The following is a 17,984-nucleotide window of genomic DNA, read 5'->3' as shown; positions in this document are numbered from 1 at the left end:
ATGACTCAGCCCACACTTACCCGCAGTTGGGTGGCCTCCGCCAACGGTCACACCGACTTCCCCCTGCAGAACCTGCCGCTGGGTGTGTTCAGCATCAACGGCGCGGCACCACGCGTCGGTGTGGCGATTGGTGACTCGATCCTGGATTTGCATGCCGCCATCGACGAGTTCAGTGGCGAGGCCCGCCGCGCCGTCGAGGCCACCGCTGGTGGTCAACTGAACGCCTTGTTTGAACTGGGCCGTGGCCCGCGCGTGGCCCTGCGCGAGCGTTTGCTGGAGCTGCTGGCCGAAGGCAGCCAGCTGCAAACCCGCGAGGCGCAGGTACTGCACCGCGCCGCCGATTGCCAGATGCACGTACCGGCACGGATCAACGACTACACCGACTTCTACGTCGGCATCGAGCACGCGCAGAACGTCGGCAAATTGTTCCGTCCCGACAACCCGCTGCTGCCCAACTACAAGTACGTGCCGATTGGCTACCACGGCCGCGCCTCGACTATCCGCGCCTCGGGCACCGACGTGCGCCGTCCCAAGGGCCAGACCCTGCCGGCCGGCCAGACCGAGCCGACCTTCGGCCCGTGCGCACGCCTGGACTACGAGTTGGAGCTGGGTATCTGGATCGGCCAGGGCAATGCGATGGGCGATTCAATCGCCATCGGCGACGCGGCGGACCACATCGCCGGTTTCTGCCTGCTCAATGACTGGTCGGCGCGGGATATCCAGGCCTGGGAATACCAGCCGTTGGGGCCGTTCCTGTCGAAAAGCTTCATCACCACGATCTCCCCGTGGGTGGTCACGGCGGAAGCACTTGAGCCGTTCCGCAAAGCGCAACCGCCACGCCCTGAAGGCGATCCGCAACCGTTGTCGTACCTGCTGGATAAACGTGACCAGGCTGCCGGTGCCCTGGATATCGAATTGGAAGTGTTGCTGACCACCGCCGCGATGCGCGAACAGAAGCTGCCGGCATTTCGGTTGGCCCTGAGCAACAGCCTGCATATGTACTGGACCGTTGCGCAGTTGGTGGCGCACCACAGTGTGAATGGCTGCCAGTTGCAGGCCGGTGACCTGTTTGGTTCGGGCACCTTGTCCGGGCCGCAGGCGGGCCAGTTCGGCAGCCTGTTGGAAATGACCGAAGGCGGCAAAAAGGCGGTCGAGTTGCCGTCTGGCGAGGTGCGCAAATTCCTCGAAGATGGCGATGAAATCATCCTGCGTGCACGCTGCAGCAGGGAAGGCTTTGCCTCCATCGGCTTCGGCGAATGCCGTGGCACCGTGGTCGCGGCGCGCTAGGAGGGCAGGGCGATGGAGCTCTACACCTACTACCGTTCCACTTCGTCGTACCGGGTGCGCATTGCCCTGGCGCTCAAGGGCCTGGATTTCACCGCCGTGCCGGTCAACCTGCTGGTACCGGCGGGCGGTGCCAATCGCCAGCCCGAGTACCTGGCGATCAACCCGCAGGGCCGTGTGCCGGCGTTGCGCACCGATGAGGGCGAGCTGTTGATTCAATCGCCGGCGATCATCGAATACCTGGAAGAACGTTATCCACAGGCACCGCTGCTCTCCAACGATCTGCCGACCCGAGCCCATGAACGGGCGGTGGCGTCGATCATCGGCTGCGATATTCATCCGCTGCACAATTCCAGTACCCAGAATCTGCTGCGCCAGTGGGGGCATGACGAGGCGCAACTGCTGGAATGGATCGGCCATTGGATCAGCCAGGGGTTGGGTGCGGTGGAGCAGTTGATCGGCGACACAGGGTTTTGCTTCGGCGAGCAGCCGGGGCTGGCCGATACGTTCCTGATTCCCCAGTTGTACGCGGCGGAACGCTTCAAGGTGCCATTGGCGGCGTACCCGCGCATCGGGCGGGTGGCGGCGTTGGCGGCGCAGCATCCGGCGTTTGTGAAGGCGCACCCCGCCAATCAACCTGACACGCCTTAGGACCCAATGTGGGAGGGGGCTTGCCCCCGATTGCGGTCTATCGGCAATGAATGCGTCGACGGTGCCACCGTATTCGGGGGCAAGCCCCCTCCCACATTTTGACTGCGACACCCTTATAAAAATAATAGGTACCTTGCGATGCACAATCAGATTGCCAGCTTTCGCGCGGCACTCGACGCCCGTCCGGTGTCGCGCTATCAGTGGTTGATTCTCCTGTTACTGGCGCTGCTGCTGGTGACCGATGGCTACGACGCCCAGGTCCTGGGTTATGTGGTGCCGGCACTGGCGCAGGATTGGGGGTTGGAGAAGGCTGCCTTCGGCCCGGTGTTCAGCGCCAACCTGCTCGGGCTGACCTTGGGCTCGTTGCTGGTCACGCCGCTGGCGGATCGTTTCGGTGTGCGCCGTATCCTGCTCGGCTGTGTGCTGATCTACGCCACCCTGACTGTGCTGATGGTGTTCGCCAACTCGCTGACCACGTTGATGGCCGCACGCTTTATCTGCGGCATTGGCATGGGCGGCGCCATGCCGAGTGCGATGGCCTTGATGTCGGACTATTCCCCACCACGCCTGCGCACCTTGATGGTGACCTTGGCGGCTTGTGGTTTTTCGTTCGGCGGGGCGGCGGGTGGGTTTGTGGCGGCGGGGTTTATCGAAGGCTTTGGGTGGCAGGCGGTGTTCCTCGCCGGTGGCGTGACGCCGCTGCTGCTGTTCCCGTTTCTGATGTGGCTGTTGCCGGAATCATTGCCGCGTCTGCTACGAGACGCACCGCCTTATGCGCGGCTGCAAAGCGTGACGTTGCGGATGTTGCCGGGCTGGCAACCGCCGCTGGCCACTGAGGCGGAAAACCAACAGGAGCAGGGCAGCAAACTGACGGTGGTGGAGTTGTTTCGCAACGGCTACGCGCGCCCGACTGTGCTGATCTGGGCGACCTTTTTTGTCAGCCTGATCCTGCTGTATTTCATGATCAGTTGGTTGCCATCACTGCTGCTGGAAAGTGGGCTGGCATTAAAAGAAGCCAACCTGGTGACTTCGATGTTCCTGTTCGCCGGGACCTTGGGCGCTATCGGCATGGCCTGGTTCGCCGACCGTTTGAAAAACAAAGTGCGTCTGTTGTCGGGCGTGCTGGCGGCTGCGGCGGTGTGCACCATCCTGCTCGGTTTGAACCATGACAACCCGCGTTACCTGGTGGCCTGTGTGTTTGCGGCCGGGTTTTGCATCATCGGTGGGCAATTGACCCTCAATGCCTTTGCCAGCAATTTCTACCCGGCGCATGTGCGCGCCACGGGGACGGGCTGGGCGTTGGGCGTTGGGCGGTTTGGTTCAATCCTGGGGCCGTTGTTTGGCAGTATGTTGCTGGCGATGCATATCCCGGTGCAGCAGATTTTCTTCTTTTGCGCGATCCCGGCGGTGGTGGCGGCGTTGTTGATCATTCAGGTGCGTTCGCCTGGGGTTGGGGCGACGAAGAGCCCGTTGCCCGGCGACATTTTCAAGAGACCAGCCAATCACTGACGCGGGCTTCACGGCGAGCGCCCTTGTTGTGGCGAGCGGGCTTGCCCCGCGTTGGGTCGCGAAGCGGCCCCTGAATTGGGCCTGCTACGCAGTCCAACGCGGGACAAGCCCGCTCACCACAGAAAGAAATGATCTCCTGGAATTCGTGTGTTCAGTGCACCACTGAATTGGGCGGCAAATGCCCCAGGCGTTCGGTCAGGCGCAGGCGCTGGATCGGGTCTTCGCTGAGCATCAGCGCGTGTTCCAGGTCGAAACGCTCGGCGTTGGGGCAGTCCAGGCGCTGGTACAGGCTGGCCCGTGCCAGGTAATCGGCGGCGCTGGCATTGCCCAGTTCCAGCACACGTTCGGCGTCGACCAGTGCCTCGAGCGGGGCGTCGTTGGACAGGTGCAATTGCCGCAGGTTACGTGACAGCCGCTGCAGGATCGAACGCGGGTCGGCGGTGTGCAGGTGGTCGGCCTGCAGCTTGAGGTTGGGGCCGTACTGGCGTTGCAGCAGGTCGCGGCAATCATTGGGATACAGGCGCCGCCCGCCGCACGGGTCCAACAGGTGATCGGCACCGGGTACGCGCAGCAGGAAATGCCCGGGGAAGTTCACGCCGACCATGGGAATATCCATCCGTCGCGCCAGTTCCATGGCGATCAGCCCCATCGCCAGGGGTTGTCCGCGCTTGCGTTGCAACACCTTGTCCAGCAAGGCTGCCGCGGGGCGCAGCGGAGTGAATTCATCCTGGGCAAAGCCCAGGTCATTCAGGCGCCGCAGCAGCGGTTGACCGAGTTCATCCGCCGGCAGCATGGGCATGCCGATGCTCAACTGTTGTTGCAGCAGCGTCAGTTCTTGCATGACCACTGACGGCTGCACCGCCGGGTCATGCTCGGCAGCAATCCACAGCGCCGCTTCAAACAGCGCGGGCGGGGAGCGTTCCAGGCAGGCGAAAAAGGCTTTGCGGGGGTTCATTGCATTCTCCGGCGGATGCCCCCGTTTTAGCCTTGCTGGGAATTTTCGTCCAGTGGCTTGGGAAATATCCTGCGCGCTTATGTCGCAAGTCCTACGAAATCGAACGGCTTATTCCAGCGTATTCCGGCAGTTTTCTACCGCAAGCCTATACTTGGCCCACTACCAGAAGTGACTCGGGAGCTTGACGATGTTTGCTCTCATGCACAGCACCCGCCTTGAATCGCTGCACTTGAGCGTCGACCCGGTCACCGGGCTGAAGGCGGTCATTGCCATCCACAACAGCCGCCTGGGGCCCGCCCTCGGTGGCTGTCGCTACCTCTCCTATCCCGACGACGAAAGTGCCGTGGCGGATGCCGCGCGCCTGGCCCAGGGCATGAGCTACAAGGCGGCCCTGGCCGGTTTGCCGGTGGGCGGTGGCACCGCCGTGATCCTGCGTCCCGCCCATGTGGAAAGCCGTGCTGCCTTGTTTGAAGCCTTCGGCCGTTGCATCGAACAGCTCGACGGACGCTACATCACGGCCATCGACAGCGGCACTTCGGTGGCCGACATGGACTGCATCGCCCAGCACACCCGCTACGTCACCAGCACCACCGCCGCAGGCGACCCTTCGCCCCACGCCGCCATGGGCGTGTTCGCCGGCATCCGCACCACCGCCATGGCGCGCCTGGGCAGCGACAACCTCGAAGGCTTGCGCGTCGCTATCCAGGGCCTGGGCAACGTCGGCTTCGCCCTGGCCGAGCAGCTGCACGCGGCCGGCGCCGAACTGCTGGTGAGTGACATCGACCACGGCAAGGTGCAACTGGCCATGGAGCAACTGGGGGCGCACCCCATCGCCAACGACGCCTTGCTCAGCACACCGTGCGACATCCTCGCACCGTGCGGCCTCGGTGCCGTGTTCAACCGCCAAAGCGTAGGCCAACTGCGCTGCGCTGCCGTGGCCGGTTCCGCCAGTGCACAACTGACCCACCTCGACAATGCGGATCAACTTGAGGCGCGTGGCATCCTCTACGCACCGGACTACGTGATCAACTCGGGAGGGCTGATCTACGTCGCCCTCAAGCACAGCGGTGCCGAGTTGCCGTCCATCACCGCGCACCTGTCCAACATCGGCACGCGCCTCACCGAAATCTTCGCCCACGCCCAGGCCGAAAAACGCTCACCCGCCCGCGTGGCCGACGAACTCGCCGAGCGCCTGCTTTACCAATAGCCAGGTATTAAAAAGGCCCTGAACCAAAGATTCAGGGCCTGTTCAATTCGGGCTTTATTCCGCCGCTGCGTTCAGCAACTCGGACAACGCGTCCGGCTGGCTCTTGAACGCCTTGGCAAACACATCGCGGTTCTTCGCCATGTAGATCCCGGCTTCTTCCACCTGCTGCTCGCTCAGGGACGGCACGGCTTTTTGCAACACTTCTGCGAGCAACTCAGCGAGTTCAAGCATCTTGTCATGACGGTCAGCTTCGGCTTTATCCATGAACAAACGCTCCAGATCTCGGCTGCTGCGGTATACCACTTCGACGGCCATTCACCACCTCACATGCCTTCACGATAGTTGTCTTTTGCGACTACTGTATTTATATACAGCAAAAAGGGTAAGCCAAACCGTGGGGTTTGGGTAGCAGTTTTTTAATGTAGTCGGGAAATGGGGGTTTGCTACAACGGAAATTTCTGACAACTTGCCGGGGTTGCGCTGGAATTGTCCGGCGGCTTACCTTCCTCGGGCGCTGCATTGGCAGCGAATGGGCTTGGCGGCCCAACAAGGAAGCGCAACAACCCCCTATGAGATACAGATGCTTTTTTGCATTTGTATTCTTATGTCATGGCGGGTTGCGCATGGACCCCTCGGGGTGCCGGGTCGTTCCTTACCGGTCCGCCAACCTTGTGCAATCCGTCACCCAACCTGCTTGGCGGCAGACGGTGATGGTTTCTTTAACTAAGGAACTAGACCGATGAAGAAAATCACTCCCAACCCTCCTTCTATCGATTCGACGCTATTTCGCGTTACACCTGAAGCTGACACAGAAACCTTACTGGCCAACGCCAGCGAAACTCTTAGCAGCGCCCGTGAAATGGCCAATACGCTGGCATTCGATCTTGACGGTCCGCAGCGGAGTCTAGTGTTAGCCATTCAGCAATTGGTTGAGATAGGCTGTCTGTTAGTCGACCGAGCGTTAGAGAAAGTCGCACCAGTTTGATGCTTCGCCCTCTGACCGCTCCCGCGGTTGCGGGAGCGGTCAAAACATGGTCTCGGTGGCTTCGATTTTTTCTGTTACTCACTTGATCGCTCAGAACACGACAGCGAAAACGCCAGCGACTAGACTCCTTCTTCATCGACAACGGAGGCTTTTATGGACACTTCATTTTCCTCTGGTATCCAGGCAGATACCGAAGAGCAGGCCGATAGCTACGACCGCTGGTTTCGCGCCAAGGTACAAGCTGCTCTTGATGACACCAGCCCCGGCATTCCTCACGATGAGGTGATGGCCGAGATGCAAGCGCTGATCGAGTCCAAACTCAAGAAAGGCGATGCTGATTGAGTGGGTGCCCGCAGCGCGGGTAGAACTTCGGCAAATTATTGAATACCTCAATCATCGCAATCCTGTAGCAGCTCTTGAGCTAAAGCGCTCAATCGAAGCTTCAGTTCTGGCTCTCTCCCGCAGACCCCATCTTTACCGTCCTGGCAGAATCCTCGGTACGCGCGAGATGGTGGTACATCCGAATTACCTGGTCGTTTACAAGGTGACAGACAACATTCGGGTTCTCTCTGTTTTACACGCACGTCAGCGATATCCCTGATCGATCCGTACTTCGGATGAGCATAGTTTCTACTCTGCTCATCCTTATACGTGCCTCATGTCACCCCGCCATCATCTTATACCCGTCCCTGGCCTTTTTTCTGCATGCAGAACAACCGTCACGTCCAACCCGCATTATCCGGTCGAGTCGACCTAAGGAAGCATCATCGTGAAAATCAACTGGGCCGAAAGGCTGCGCCAGCAAGTACACGGGCTGGCCGAGTCCCTGGGTAACCTGTTCGTCGAGTCGTTCCACTACCTGGCGCTGTTCGCCATTGGTGCGGTGACGGCCTGGGCGGCGGTGATGGAGTTTCTGGGGATGCTGGAGAACGGGCACATCAAGATCGATGACATCTTGCTGCTGTTCATCTATCTGGAATTGGGCGCGATGGTGGGGATTTACTTCAAGACCAACCACATGCCGGTACGCTTCCTGATCTACGTGGCAATCACCGCGCTGACGCGTCTGCTGATCTCCAACGTGTCCCACCACAACCCGCCGGATGTAGGCATCATCTACCTGTGCGGTGGGATTCTGCTGCTGGCGTTCTCGATCCTGGTGGTGCGCTACGCCTCGTCGGCGTTCCCCTCCGTGAAGGTCGAAGGCCCGCGTCGCAAGGGCGAGGCGAGCCTGGAAACCGAGAAGGGCGAGCTTTAAAGCCCGACGCTGAAGGGCAGGGTGCGGGTAGGCGGCCGCTGGAGCACTTTGTGGTCGCCATCCGTCATCACCGTGAGGATGTCCAAGGCGCTGTGCCCCTGTTCGATGGCAATGCCGAACTGGATGCTTTGCACCAGGCGCTTGAGTCGCTTTGGATCGTTGCGTTGTTCGGCGCTGATCATGCGTTTGGCGACCACGCCTTGTTCGTTGGAGAGGGTCAGCATGATGCTGCCGTCCAACCGTTGGATGCTCAGGTTGACACGGTATTCGGGCGTGAAGGTGTCGGTGATGATCTGAAAAGGGTTGTCCATGGTGCGTTACCGCCTGATAAGAACATGCAGTCATTGACGACCGGTATCGGGATTAGTTCGCGTTGCCTGACCACCGGCCACTTCGTCGCTGAGGTTTCACAAGGTCCGTTTGCCTCATGAGCTGTACAGCAAAGGCCGTGCCGTGCAGCGCTCGTATCCCAATGTGGGAGGGGGCTTGCCCCCGATAGCAGTGTGTCAGCCAATGAATGCTCGGCTGAAAGACCGCTATCGGGGGCAAGCCCCCTCCCACCGTTGTTTCGGGTTGTGCTTGAGGTGGGTGACCTGTTTCAGGGCAGTACCGAGAAAACGATCGCAGACAGCGCAATCAAGCCGATTACCACCACGAACACGTTCGACAGCTGGCCCGAATACTGGCGCAGAGCTGGCACGCGGCGGATTGCATACATCGGCATCAGGAACAGCAGGCACGCGATGATCGGCCCGCCCATGGTCTCGATCATGCCCAGGATGCTCGGATTGAAGGTGGCCACGGCCCAGCAGGTGAGTACCATGAACAGCGCGGTGCAGCGCTCCAGCCATTTCGACGACATCGAACGGTTACGACCGCGCAGGGATTTGACGATCATGCCCTGAAAGCCTTCGCTGGCACCGATGTAATGGCCGAGGAAGGATTTGGTGATGGCCACCAGCGCAATCAGCGGCGCGGCGTAGGCGATCACCGGCGTCTGGAAGTGGTTGGCCAGGTACGACAGGATCGAGATGTTCTGCGCCTTGGCCGCTGCTAGGTCGGCCGGCGACAGTGCCAGTACGCAACTGAAGCAGAAGAACATCACGGTCAGCACCATCATGCCGTGGGCGGTGGCCAGGATGCCGCTGCTTTTACGCTCGGCCTGGGCGCCGTACACGCGTTTCTGGTCGACGGCGAAGGCGGAGATGATCGGTGAATGGTTGAACGAAAACACCATCACCGGGATCGCCAGCCACAGGGTCTTGAAGAATATCGGCAGGGGCATGCCCTCGCTGGCGGAAGCGAAGAACGCGCCGTTCCAGTTGGGAATCAGGCTGATTGCCAGCAACAGCAGCGCCGCGACGAACGGGTACACCAGCACGCTCATGGCCTTGACGATCACGCCCTGGCCGCAACGCACGATGGCCATCAGGCCGAGGATCAGCACCAGCGACAGGATCGCCCGGGGCGGCGGGGTCATGTGCAGTTGGTGTTCCATGAAGCTGCCGAGGGTGTTGGTCAGCGCCACGCTGTACACCAGCAGGATCGGGAAGATGGCGAAGAAATACAGCAGGGTGATCAGCTTGCCCGCGCCGATGCCGAAGTGCTCTTCGACCACTTCGGTGATGTCGCCGGATTTGCCTGACAGCACAAAGCGCGTCAGCCCACGGTGGGCGAAGAAGGTCATCGGGAAGGCCAGCAGTGCCAGCACGATCAGTGGCCAAAAACCGCCGACGCCGGCATTGATCGGCAGGAACAGGGTGCCGGCGCCGATGGCCGTGCCGTAGAGGCCGAGCATCCAGGTGGTGTCATGTTGGGTCCAGCCGGTGGTCACGGTTGCTTCTACAGCAGGGTTTTCTACGGCAGGTGTACGTACATCGGTCATCGTTATTGCCTCGTTATTATTTTTGCGCGGGCTCACGTTGGGGCAGGTAGCAGTGCTCCGATCAGCACTCCACCCAGCTGACCGCCAGGCCGCCCCGTGAAGTTTCTTTGTATTTGTCATGCATATCGGCGCCGGTATCGCGCATGGTGCGGATCACCCGGTCGAGGGAAATGAAGTGTTTGCCGTCACCGCGCAGGGCCATTTGCGTGGCGTTGATCGCCTTGACGGCGGCGATGGCGTTGCGCTCGATGCATGGCACTTGCACCAAGCCGCCGACCGGGTCGCAGGTGAGGCCCAGGTTGTGCTCCAGGCCGATCTCGGCGGCGTTTTCCAGCTGCTCGGGAGTTGCACCGAGCACGTCCGCCAAGCCGGCGGCGGCCATGGCGCAGGCCGAGCCGACTTCGCCCTGGCAGCCGACTTCGGCGCCGGAGATGGAGGCGTTTTTCTTGCACAGGATGCCGACGGCGGCGGCAGCCAGGAAGAAATTGACCACATCGTCGTCGGACGCGTCGGCATTGAACTTCATGTAGTAATGCAGCACGGCCGGGATGATCCCGGCGGCGCCGTTGGTCGGCGCGGTGACCATGCGCCCGCCGGCGGCGTTTTCTTCGTTGACGGCGAGGGCGAACAGGTTGACCCACTCCATGGCCGACAAGGTAGAAGTAATGACATTCGGCTTGCCGATTTCCAACAGGCTGCGGTGCAGTTTCGCGGCTCGGCGCGGCACGTCCAGGCCACCCGGCAGGATGCCTTCATCGCGCAGGCCTTGCTCCACGCATTCGCGCATCACCGACCAGATATGCAGCAGGCCGCTGCGAATATCTGCATCGCTGCGCCATGCGCGTTCGTTGGCCATCATCAGTTCGGAAACCCGCAGGCCGTGCTTGTTGCACAAGGCCAGCAGCTCGACGGCGCTGGAGAAGTCGTAGGGCAATTGCACATCGCTGGTCGGCGCAATGCCAGAGGCTGCCTCGGCCGCTTCGATAATGAAACCACCGCCCACCGAGTAGTAGGTCTGCTCGCTCAGCAGGCCGTTTTCACCGTAGGCATGCAGGGACATGGCGTTGGGATGGTAGGGCAGGCTTTCGTCCAGCAGCAGGAGGTCGGTGTGCCAGTTGAAGGCAATCTCCTGTTGGCCTGCGAGCAATAGGCGGCCGGATTCGCGCAGTTGCTGGATACGGGCATTGATCGAGGTGGGATCGACGGTGTCTGGCCACTCGCCCATCAAGCCCATTACGCAGGCGCGGTCGGTGGCATGGCCGACACCGGTGGCGGACAGCGAGCCATACAAGCGCACCTCCACACGGTGAGTGTGGTTCAGCAGTTGTTGGTCGATCAGGGCCTGTGCAAAGGTCGCCGCCGCGCGCATGGGGCCGACGGTATGGGAGCTGGAAGGGCCGATGCCCACCTTGAATAGATCAAATACACTGATAGCCATGCTAAAGCCTTACAAGCAATGGAGTAGGAATCGCTGCCATGTTTTGTAGGACGAGCGCAATTGGCGCGATACTGAGCCTCTAGCACGGCACTGACCAACGAATTATCCTAAGACACCCTTTAGCAGGACTAAACGCTATGACCCGGCCCCTTCATGGCCAGACGTATGTCTGGCTGCACGTTTTTTCCTGTGCAGCGCGGCACCTGTCGTTCACCCGTTGCGCCGAAGAACTGCACATCACACCGGGCGCGGTGAGCCAGCAAATTCGTCAGTTGGAGGAGCGATTGGGGTTTCGTTTGTTTCATCGGCGCGCCCGTGGGGTGGAGCTCAGTGCCGAGGGGCAGCGCCTGGCCGCGACGGTGGGTGAGGCCTACGGCAGCATCGATGCCGAATTGCAGCGGTTGGACGCGGGCATGATCAGCGGCACCCTGCGCCTGCGCTCGATCCCGTCGTTTCTCGGCAAGTGGCTGACCCCGCGTCTGCCGCGCCTGCAGCAGCGCTTTCCGGATATTCAGCTGCGCATGGTCGCCGAGGACAGCAGCATCGCCCTGCACGAGGGCGACTTCGACCTGGCCATCGACTTGAATGACGGCAGTTACCCCGGCCTGTTATCCACAGCCTTGCTCGACGAGCAGATTTTCCCGGTGTGCGCGCCGAGCCTGCTGCGCGGTCGTCCACCGTTGCATGGCCCGGCCGACCTGGTGCATTTCCCGCTGCTGCATGACATCACCGCCTGGCGTGGGAGCTATGAGTATGCGGAGTGGGAGTTTTACCTGAATGCCATCGGCTACCACGACGCCGATGTGCGCCGTGGCCATACCTTCAACCGTAACCACCTGACCATTGAGGCCGCCATCGCCGGCATGGGCGTGGCCATCGCACGGCGTACGTTGCTTAATGATGAGTTGGAGCGCGGCACCCTGATCGTGCCCTTCGGCCTGGCTGTGCCTAACCATAAACGCTACGTGTTGCTGTATGCGCCGGGTGCGCTGAGCCATCCGGGTGTGCGTGCGGTGCATGATTGGCTGGTGGAAGAAGCGGAGATCTTTCGCGGATTGCATCCGTTGGGAGAGGGGCAATTGTGAGGTTAGCTGTGCGTAAGAAGATGTAACTAACTCCCCACCCTAACAGCGTTTTTGCTCGTAGTCAGACTTAATTTGTAATGTGGGATTTATCTTTGCAAAGGGGTTGAATTGTTCTGCGGACTGCTCAATTGTGTAATCAAGAGGTCATGGTTTCACCACCCCGGTGTCGCAGTTGTGACCTCTCGCGAGCTAGCTGAAATAAGGGAAGAACTATGCAAATCCAAGTCAATAGCGATAACCATATTGAAAGCAGCATCCGACTGGAGGAGTGGGTACGTACTACCATTGAGAGCACGCTCGAACGCTACGAAGAAGACCTGACCCGAGTGGAGGTCTACCTGCGGGATGAGAACGGCGACAAGCCCGGTCCCCACGATTTGAGTTGCCGCCTGGAAGCGCGGCCAAAAGGCCATCAGCCGCTGTCGGTGCTGCACAAGGCCGATACCCTGGAACAGGCGATCGACGGTGCGGCGACCAAGCTGGACCATGCGTTGGAACATCTGTTTGGCAAACTGCAAGGCAAGCCGCGCGCTGCCGGGAAAAGCCAGCCGACCACCAAAGTCAATGAAGATGAGCTAGAGCAGGAGTTTCTGGAAAAAGAACGTGCCGTGTTCAACGGCTGATAACTTTCTCACGCTCCACTAAGAACGGGCCTGCATTTGCAGGCCCGTTTTCATTTACTGCCCGCGTCGGAAAAAGTACCGGCTCGATAGCGCCAGCCCACAGGCACCCAACCCTGCAAACAGCATCGCCCAGCCGGCACCATGACGCAGTGCGGCCTGGGCCTGCGCGACGCTCACCCCCGGTACATCGAGCTTACCCGCCGCGATGTTCTGGCTGATGCCCGGCCAATCCAGCGCCGTGGCGCCCGGCAGCACATTGGCCAGTTGAGCGCTGATCCCCAGCAACAGCACCAACCCCATCAACGCGATGTTGAGCGCCAGGGTAATCAGCCGTGCGCTCAGGTCGATGCCCGAGGCCATGCCGGCGCGGTCCGCCGACACCGAGCCCGTGGTGGTGTTGGTGGTGGGGGAGTTGGTCAGTGCCAGGCCCACGCCGGCAATGATGCAACTGGCCAGGATCAGCAGGATGCTGGGTTGCGCCGCCCGATTGGCGGCGGCCATGGCCAGGAAACCCGCACCCATCAAACCCAGGCCCAACGGGATGATGCGCTCGGCGCCGTAGCGCAGGGCCAGGCGCTCCGCCAGCGGCGGCACCAGCAGCGTGGGCAGGGTGTAGGCGAGCAGGGCGCCGCCGCTGGTCAGCGTGTCGTAGCCCAGGCCCGCCTGGAAATACAGCGGCAGGTAGATCATGAACGGCCAGAAGCTGAAGTTCATGCCGATGGAACCCATCAAGGCGCCATTGAAGCGCTGGATGCGGAACACCGAGAAGTCGAACATCGGGTGGGCGCTGCGTCGCTCAACGACGATGAACAGCAGCAACCCGGCCACCGCCAGCCCAGCCCAACCGAGCATGATCGGTGTGCCAAAACCGTTCTCGGTGCCCTGGGTGATGAAATAGACCAGCGCGAACACTGACAGCGTCAAGGTGAGCATACCGGCGATGTCCAGGCGGTGGCTGGCCGGGTCGCGGGATTCCTGCACGCTCACGTGCAGCAGCACCAGGGTGAACACGGTGAGCGGCACATGCACCAGGAACACCCAGCGCCAGTCCGCTACCGCCAGGATCAATGCGCCCACCATCGGCCCGAAGCCCAGGCCCACGCCAGCGATCACGCCCCAGATCGCGAACGCCCGTGCCCGCGCCGCCGGTTCGCGAAACAGGTGCGACAGAATCGCGAACTGGCAAATCATCATCGCCCCGGCGCCCACGCCCTGGACGAAGCGTGCGGCAATCAGCGTCGGTGCATCGTTCGCCAGCCCGCACGCCAGCGAAGCCAGCCCGAACAACCACAGACACAGCACCAGCATGCGCTTGCGACCAAAGCGGTCGGCCAGGGTGCCGGCGGCCATCAACACGCTGGTGCAGGCCAGGGTGTAGGCATTCATGATCCATTGGGCATCCTGGAAACCCGTGCCCAGTTGCTGTTCCAGCGTGGGCAGGATCACCGGCACGCTGGAGATCTCCAGGCCGAACATCAGGGCGACAAGGCATACGGCGGTGAGGGCGAGGCCGTTTCTGGCGGAGCGGGGTGGGTTGGCGGCCGATAACGTGGCGGCGGGTGGCATGGGATTCTCCTGAGGTTGAGGGATTGTTAGATTTTCAGGGGAATCTGTTTCTTTATTCGTGATAAGTTTTCCGGCAATAAGGGAATCATGGGCGACAATATAATCATGACCACTGCGCGTTTTGATGGCGTTGAACTGTTTCTGCAGATCGTCGAGAGCGGCAACCTCACGGAGGCTGCCGAACGCCTGAACCTGACGCGTTCGGCGGTGGGCAAGGGCCTGGCACGGCTGGAGGCGCGGCTGGGGACTTGCCTGTTGCAGCGCTCCACTCGCCGCCAGCGTCTGACGGAGGACGGGCAGGCGTACTACGAGCATTGTCTGCGCGCACTGGCCGAACTCGAAGCCGCTGAATCGGTGCTGGAAAGCGGCCGGCAGCAGCCACGCGGCAGACTGCGCGCCAGCGTGCCGCTGGCTTTCGGGCATCACTATGCGGCGCCCGCTTTGTGGGGGTTGATGGACCGCTATCCGGAACTGGAGATCGAGGTGTGTTTCGCTGACCGCATGACCGACCTGGTGCAGGAAGGCTTTGATATCGCTGTGCGAATCGGCCCTTTGCCCGACACCGACCGCTTGAGCGCACGGCGCCTGGGTGAACAATCTGTGGGGCTGGCCGCTTCACCGGCGTACTTGCAGCGGGTGGGGCGGATTGAATCGACGGATGACCTTGCCGGCCACCGCGGCATTGCCTACCGCAGCAATACGCCGCACCGCTCGCGGGTCGTTTCGCCGTTGGTGCTGGATGACCTCCAGGCCGTGGCGGACGCTGCCATCGCGGGCGTCGGCCTGGCCTGGTTGCCCAGTTGGTTGATTGCACACTACGTGCTGCGCGGGCAATTGGAAGCGGTGTTGCCCGCCTACCGTGAGCAACCCTCGCCGATCCACGTGATCTGGCCGACCGCCGCGCATATGCCGGCCAAAACCCGTTGCGCCATCGACGCTTTGGTCGCAGCTACCCCCAGTTGCCTGGCGGGCAGTTAGAAGCAGACGGTCGGGGATGAGCAGTGTCCATTGTGGCGAGCGGGCTTGCCCCGCGTTGGGTTGCGAAGCGACCCCCCAAATGGGCCTGCTACGCAGTCCGACGCGGGGCAAGCCCGCTCGCCACAACAAATCTGCTCACCACAGGGAGTGCTTCTCGCGCGGTTAGAACGCGATCGAGGTCTGCACGTACACCGTGCGTGGCTCGCCGACGTATTTGCCTTTGTTGTTATCGTCGAACGAGCGCGTGTAGTACTGCTTGTTGAAGATGTTTTTCACCCCCACCGCCACATTCAGATCCGACAACTGCGGGCCGAAGTCATACGCGGCGCGGCTGCTGAACAACATGTATCCGGGGATGCGCCCATTCGCACCGTCGGCGCTTTCGGCCTGGGTGTTGGCGTTGTCGGCGAACTGGCTGCTCTGGTAGCTGCTGTCCAGGTTGAGCTTCCAGCGACCTTCGGTGTAACCCACGCCCAGGGTGCCTTTGTGCTTGGACGAGAAGGGCACGCGGTTGCCTTTGTTCGGGCCGTCTTCGCGGATGGTGGCGTCGACATAGGCGTAAGTGGCGTACACATCGAACCCGGCAAGTGCAGGGCTCAAGCCATCGAGCGCGTAGTTGACGCTGGTCTCGATACCCTGGTGGCGGGTTTCGCCACGGGCGATCACCGAGTCGTTGGTCTGGTTGCTTTCGTACTGGTTGTCGAAGTTGATCAGGAACGCGCCGATTTCCGCGCGCAAGGTGCCGTCGTCGTAGCGGGTACCCAGTTCCCAGGTGCGGGCTTTTTCCGGTTTCACTTCGCCGCTGGTCACGCGGTTGGGCATCTGGCTGTACTGCACGCTGCCGAACGAACCTTCGGTGTTGGCATAGAGGTTCCAGCTGTCGGTGAGGTGGTAGAGCACGTTCAGCGCCGGCAACGCGGTGTTGTAGTCGCCTTTGTACTTGACGTGGGTGAGGTTGTTGGTCTGCTGGGACTCGATCATCTCGTAGCGAATGCCCGGGGTGATGGTCCACTTGCCGATATCAATCCGGTCGTCGATGAAGAACGCATTGGCTTCGGTACCGCCACGGGTGTCGCGGTCGTTGCGGCTGTTGGTGGTGGGGATCTGCTGGTTGGCGGCAATCGGCGTGCGGTAGCGCAGTTCGTGGCCGGCTTCGTTGATGTAGCGGTAACCGACGCCCACTTCGTGGCTGGTCGGGCCTAAATCAAAGCCTTGGGCGAAACGGGTTTCCAGGCCTCTTACCCAGTACTCGCGCGGGGACAGCGAGAGGAAGGTGCCTTGGTCCAGATAACCGCTGCGCAAGGTCTTGGTGAAGAAGCTGTTCACGGTGAATTCGCGACGGTCCTGTTCATAGCGATAGCCGACGTTGAACATCGTACGGCGGCCCCAGAACTTGTCGTAGGGGCGCGTGGACTGGTACGGATCGGCTTTGTAGTCCACAACGTTCAACCCCCCAGGCATATCGGCCTGGCCTTCGTAGTACTGCGCCATGGCGTTGAAGCTGTTGGCGTCATCGAGCTGGTATTTGCCCTTGAGGATCAGGTCGTCGATGCGCGTGTTGCTGTTCTCGCGCCAGTCGCCGCCACGGGTGCCGGAGTACAGCAGCGCACCGCCAAGGCCGTTGTCGGCCGTGCCGCCGGCCAGCAGGTTGCCGGTGGTCTTGAAGCCGTCATGGCTGGAGGAGGGGCTGGTTTCGGTCTGCAGGCCGCCTTTGACGGTAGGCGCATCCGGAATCGCGCGGGTCACGAAGTTGACCACGCCCCCGACGTTCTGCGGGCCGTAGCGCACGGCGCCGCCGCCACGCACCACGTCGACGGCATCCATGTTGCCCATGCTGATCGGCGCGAACGACAGTTGGGGTTGGCCGTACGGGGCGAACGGCACCGGGATGCCGTCCATCAGTACGGTGGAGCGTGAGGCCAGGCGCGGGTTGAGGCCGCGAATACCGAAGTTCAGCGCCATGTCGTGGCTGCCGGTGCCGTTGTTGTCCGGGGCGTTGACGCCGGGGATGCGATTGAGCACGTCCTTGGCCTGGGTGGCGCCCTGGCGTTCGAATTCTTCGCGGCGGATCACATCACGGGCGCCGGGGTGTTCGAACACGTTGGTCTGTGCTGCGTCGCCGAGCCAGTCGCCGACCACGCTGGAGGTGCCCAACTCGATAGTTGCCGGTGCACTGGCCGGCTGCAGGCTGTAGGCATTGTCGCCTTCGGCGCGGGCTTGCAGGCCGGTGCCTTCCAGCAGTTTCTGCAGGCCGTCTGCGGCGCCATAGTTACCCGACAAGCCACGGCTCTGCATGCCTGCGGTGACTTGCGAGCCGAAGGAGATCAGCACACCCGCTTCACGTCCGAATTGATTCAACGCCGCTTCCAGCGAAGTCGGCGCGATGTGATAAGGCTTGGCCTCGTCTGCCATAGCGTGTGGCAGTACCGTAAGACTCAGGCTGGCGCCAAGCAGGAGTTGGCGCAGGGTGCGGGCGAGAAGCGTGGGGTGCTGGGGCATGACGAACGGTCCTGAGAAGGAAGGATCAAGGGGGCTTTCCTTCTCTGTCACGCGAGGTGTG

The 17,984-nt window shown here is 61.6% G+C and carries 18 protein-coding genes; 11 read left to right on the top strand and 7 right to left on the bottom strand.

All coding sequences use genetic code 11. From position 1 onward, the window contains the following. From fahA to NL123_RS25150, 3 genes are all read left to right on the top strand, one after another. On the top strand, positions 1-1,287 hold the full coding sequence (gene fahA, locus NL123_RS25160; protein WP_494356581.1) for a fumarylacetoacetase: 1,287 nt from the start codon (positions 1-3) through the stop codon (positions 1,285-1,287). Between the two features lie 12 nt (positions 1,288-1,299). Beyond that, entirely contained in the window at positions 1,300-1,935 is a 636-nt protein-coding gene (gene maiA / locus NL123_RS25155; protein ID WP_494356580.1) for a maleylacetoacetate isomerase, read from the top strand. Between the two features lie 138 nt (positions 1,936-2,073). Then, a complete protein-coding gene (locus NL123_RS25150; RefSeq protein ID WP_494356579.1) occupies positions 2,074-3,444 on the top strand; it encodes an MFS transporter in 1,371 nt (456 codons plus the stop codon). Positions 3,445-3,595: 151 nt separating this feature from the next. Here the strand turns inward: NL123_RS25150 and NL123_RS25145 are convergent, their stop codons facing one another. Then, positions 3,596-4,399 (bottom strand): SirB1 family protein, encoded by an 804-nt coding sequence (locus NL123_RS25145; protein WP_248486377.1) that lies wholly within the window; start codon positions 4,397-4,399, stop codon positions 3,596-3,598. A 187-nt stretch (positions 4,400-4,586) separates the two neighbouring features. On the opposite strand from NL123_RS25145, the gene NL123_RS25140 reads away from it, so the two are divergent. Then, on the top strand, positions 4,587-5,606 hold the full coding sequence (locus NL123_RS25140) for a Leu/Phe/Val dehydrogenase (protein WP_248486379.1): 1,020 nt from the start codon (positions 4,587-4,589) through the stop codon (positions 5,604-5,606). A gap of 54 nt (positions 5,607-5,660) precedes the next feature. On the opposite strand, the gene NL123_RS25135 is transcribed toward NL123_RS25140, so the two are convergent. Beyond that, a complete protein-coding gene (locus tag NL123_RS25135) occupies positions 5,661-5,921 on the bottom strand; it encodes a YebG family protein (protein ID WP_003171979.1) in 261 nt (86 codons plus the stop codon). Positions 5,922-6,345: 424 nt separating this feature from the next. Here NL123_RS25135 and NL123_RS25130 point away from each other — a divergent pair, with 424 nt between their 5' ends. From NL123_RS25130 to NL123_RS25115, 4 genes are all read left to right on the top strand, one after another. After that, positions 6,346-6,591 carry a DUF6124 family protein gene (locus tag NL123_RS25130; RefSeq protein ID WP_494356578.1) on the top strand — a complete coding sequence of 82 codons (246 nt, stop codon included), beginning with the start codon at positions 6,346-6,348 and terminating at the stop codon, positions 6,589-6,591. Positions 6,592-6,744: 153 nt separating this feature from the next. Then, positions 6,745-6,933, top strand: coding sequence for a type II toxin-antitoxin system RelB family antitoxin (gene relB / locus NL123_RS25125; protein ID WP_124376454.1), 189 nt, complete (start codon positions 6,745-6,747; stop codon positions 6,931-6,933). Beyond that, entirely contained in the window at positions 6,923-7,192 is a 270-nt protein-coding gene (locus tag NL123_RS25120; RefSeq protein ID WP_248486385.1) for a type II toxin-antitoxin system RelE/ParE family toxin, read from the top strand. The genes relB and NL123_RS25120 overlap by 11 nt, the downstream gene beginning before the upstream one ends. 168 nt (positions 7,193-7,360) lie before the next feature. Then, positions 7,361-7,849 carry a phosphate-starvation-inducible protein PsiE gene (locus NL123_RS25115; protein ID WP_058427808.1) on the top strand — a complete coding sequence of 163 codons (489 nt, stop codon included), beginning with the start codon at positions 7,361-7,363 and terminating at the stop codon, positions 7,847-7,849. Here NL123_RS25115 and NL123_RS25110 read toward each other — a convergent pair. From NL123_RS25110 to NL123_RS25100, 3 genes are all read right to left on the bottom strand, one after another. Continuing rightward, positions 7,846-8,160: a DUF3509 domain-containing protein gene (locus tag NL123_RS25110; RefSeq protein ID WP_058427809.1), complete on the bottom strand. Its 315-nt coding sequence runs from the start codon at positions 8,158-8,160 to the stop codon at positions 7,846-7,848. The genes NL123_RS25115 and NL123_RS25110 overlap by 4 nt on opposite strands. A 287-nt stretch (positions 8,161-8,447) precedes the next feature. Beyond that, a complete protein-coding gene (locus NL123_RS25105) occupies positions 8,448-9,734 on the bottom strand; it encodes a serine/threonine transporter (RefSeq protein ID WP_494356577.1) in 1,287 nt (428 codons plus the stop codon). A 61-nt stretch (positions 9,735-9,795) separates the two neighbouring features. Beyond that, positions 9,796-11,172, bottom strand: a complete 1,377-nt coding sequence (locus NL123_RS25100; RefSeq protein ID WP_248486389.1) for an L-serine ammonia-lyase — start codon at positions 11,170-11,172, stop codon at positions 9,796-9,798. Between the two features lie 137 nt (positions 11,173-11,309). Here NL123_RS25100 and NL123_RS25095 point away from each other — a divergent pair, with 137 nt between their 5' ends. Together NL123_RS25095 and NL123_RS25090 are read left to right on the top strand one after the other, a co-directional pair. Continuing rightward, positions 11,310-12,257, top strand: a complete 948-nt coding sequence (locus NL123_RS25095; RefSeq protein WP_071494031.1) for a LysR substrate-binding domain-containing protein — start codon at positions 11,310-11,312, stop codon at positions 12,255-12,257. Between the two features lie 212 nt (positions 12,258-12,469). Then, complete coding sequence (locus NL123_RS25090) at positions 12,470-12,880, top strand: HPF/RaiA family ribosome-associated protein (RefSeq protein WP_071488620.1); 411 nt, start codon at positions 12,470-12,472, stop codon at positions 12,878-12,880. A gap of 54 nt (positions 12,881-12,934) precedes the next feature. Here the strand turns inward: NL123_RS25090 and NL123_RS25085 are convergent, their stop codons facing one another. Continuing rightward, the gene (locus NL123_RS25085) at positions 12,935-14,446 is read right to left on the bottom strand and encodes an MFS transporter (protein WP_494356576.1); all 1,512 of its coding nucleotides are present in this window, start codon (positions 14,444-14,446) and stop codon (positions 12,935-12,937) included. A gap of 105 nt (positions 14,447-14,551) precedes the next feature. On the opposite strand from NL123_RS25085, the gene NL123_RS25080 reads away from it, so the two are divergent. Continuing rightward, a complete protein-coding gene (locus NL123_RS25080) occupies positions 14,552-15,424 on the top strand; it encodes a LysR family transcriptional regulator (RefSeq protein ID WP_248488174.1) in 873 nt (290 codons plus the stop codon). 162 nt (positions 15,425-15,586) lie between these two features. Here NL123_RS25080 and fecA read toward each other — a convergent pair whose 3' ends face one another. Further along, positions 15,587-17,923: a TonB-dependent Fe(3+) dicitrate receptor FecA gene (fecA, locus tag NL123_RS25075; RefSeq protein ID WP_494356575.1), complete on the bottom strand. Its 2,337-nt coding sequence runs from the start codon at positions 17,921-17,923 to the stop codon at positions 15,587-15,589. Between the last annotated feature and the right edge of the window lie 61 nt (positions 17,924-17,984).

This window comes from Pseudomonas sp. FBCC-B1565, assembly GCF_059133265.1.
Note: the sequence above shows the minus strand (reverse complement) of the source record. Positions and strands in the feature narration are given on the sequence as shown.

Excerpts from the sequence above, each read along its gene's own strand:
- fahA (WP_494356581.1), top strand. The coding sequence starts at position 1 with ATGACTCAGCCCACACTTACCCGCAGTTGGGTGGCCTCCGCCAACGGT.
- maiA (WP_494356580.1), top strand. The coding sequence starts at position 1,300 with ATGGAGCTCTACACCTACTACCGTTCCACTTCGTCGTACCGGGTGCGC.
- NL123_RS25150 (WP_494356579.1), top strand. The coding sequence starts at position 2,074 with ATGCACAATCAGATTGCCAGCTTTCGCGCGGCACTCGACGCCCGTCCG.
- NL123_RS25145 (WP_248486377.1), bottom strand. The coding sequence starts at position 4,399 with ATGAACCCCCGCAAAGCCTTTTTCGCCTGCCTGGAACGCTCCCCGCCC.
- NL123_RS25140 (WP_248486379.1), top strand. The coding sequence starts at position 4,587 with ATGTTTGCTCTCATGCACAGCACCCGCCTTGAATCGCTGCACTTGAGC.
- NL123_RS25135 (WP_003171979.1), bottom strand. The coding sequence starts at position 5,921 with ATGGCCGTCGAAGTGGTATACCGCAGCAGCCGAGATCTGGAGCGTTTG.
- NL123_RS25130 (WP_494356578.1), top strand. The coding sequence starts at position 6,346 with ATGAAGAAAATCACTCCCAACCCTCCTTCTATCGATTCGACGCTATTT.
- relB (WP_124376454.1), top strand. The coding sequence starts at position 6,745 with ATGGACACTTCATTTTCCTCTGGTATCCAGGCAGATACCGAAGAGCAG.
- NL123_RS25120 (WP_248486385.1), top strand. The coding sequence starts at position 6,923 with ATGCTGATTGAGTGGGTGCCCGCAGCGCGGGTAGAACTTCGGCAAATT.
- NL123_RS25110 (WP_058427809.1), bottom strand. The coding sequence starts at position 8,160 with ATGGACAACCCTTTTCAGATCATCACCGACACCTTCACGCCCGAATAC.
- NL123_RS25105 (WP_494356577.1), bottom strand. The coding sequence starts at position 9,734 with ATGACCGATGTACGTACACCTGCCGTAGAAAACCCTGCTGTAGAAGCA.
- NL123_RS25100 (WP_248486389.1), bottom strand. The coding sequence starts at position 11,172 with ATGGCTATCAGTGTATTTGATCTATTCAAGGTGGGCATCGGCCCTTCC.
- NL123_RS25095 (WP_071494031.1), top strand. The coding sequence starts at position 11,310 with ATGACCCGGCCCCTTCATGGCCAGACGTATGTCTGGCTGCACGTTTTT.
- NL123_RS25090 (WP_071488620.1), top strand. The coding sequence starts at position 12,470 with ATGCAAATCCAAGTCAATAGCGATAACCATATTGAAAGCAGCATCCGA.
- NL123_RS25085 (WP_494356576.1), bottom strand. The coding sequence starts at position 14,446 with ATGCCACCCGCCGCCACGTTATCGGCCGCCAACCCACCCCGCTCCGCC.
- NL123_RS25080 (WP_248488174.1), top strand. The coding sequence starts at position 14,552 with ATGACCACTGCGCGTTTTGATGGCGTTGAACTGTTTCTGCAGATCGTC.
- fecA (WP_494356575.1), bottom strand. The coding sequence starts at position 17,923 with ATGCCCCAGCACCCCACGCTTCTCGCCCGCACCCTGCGCCAACTCCTG.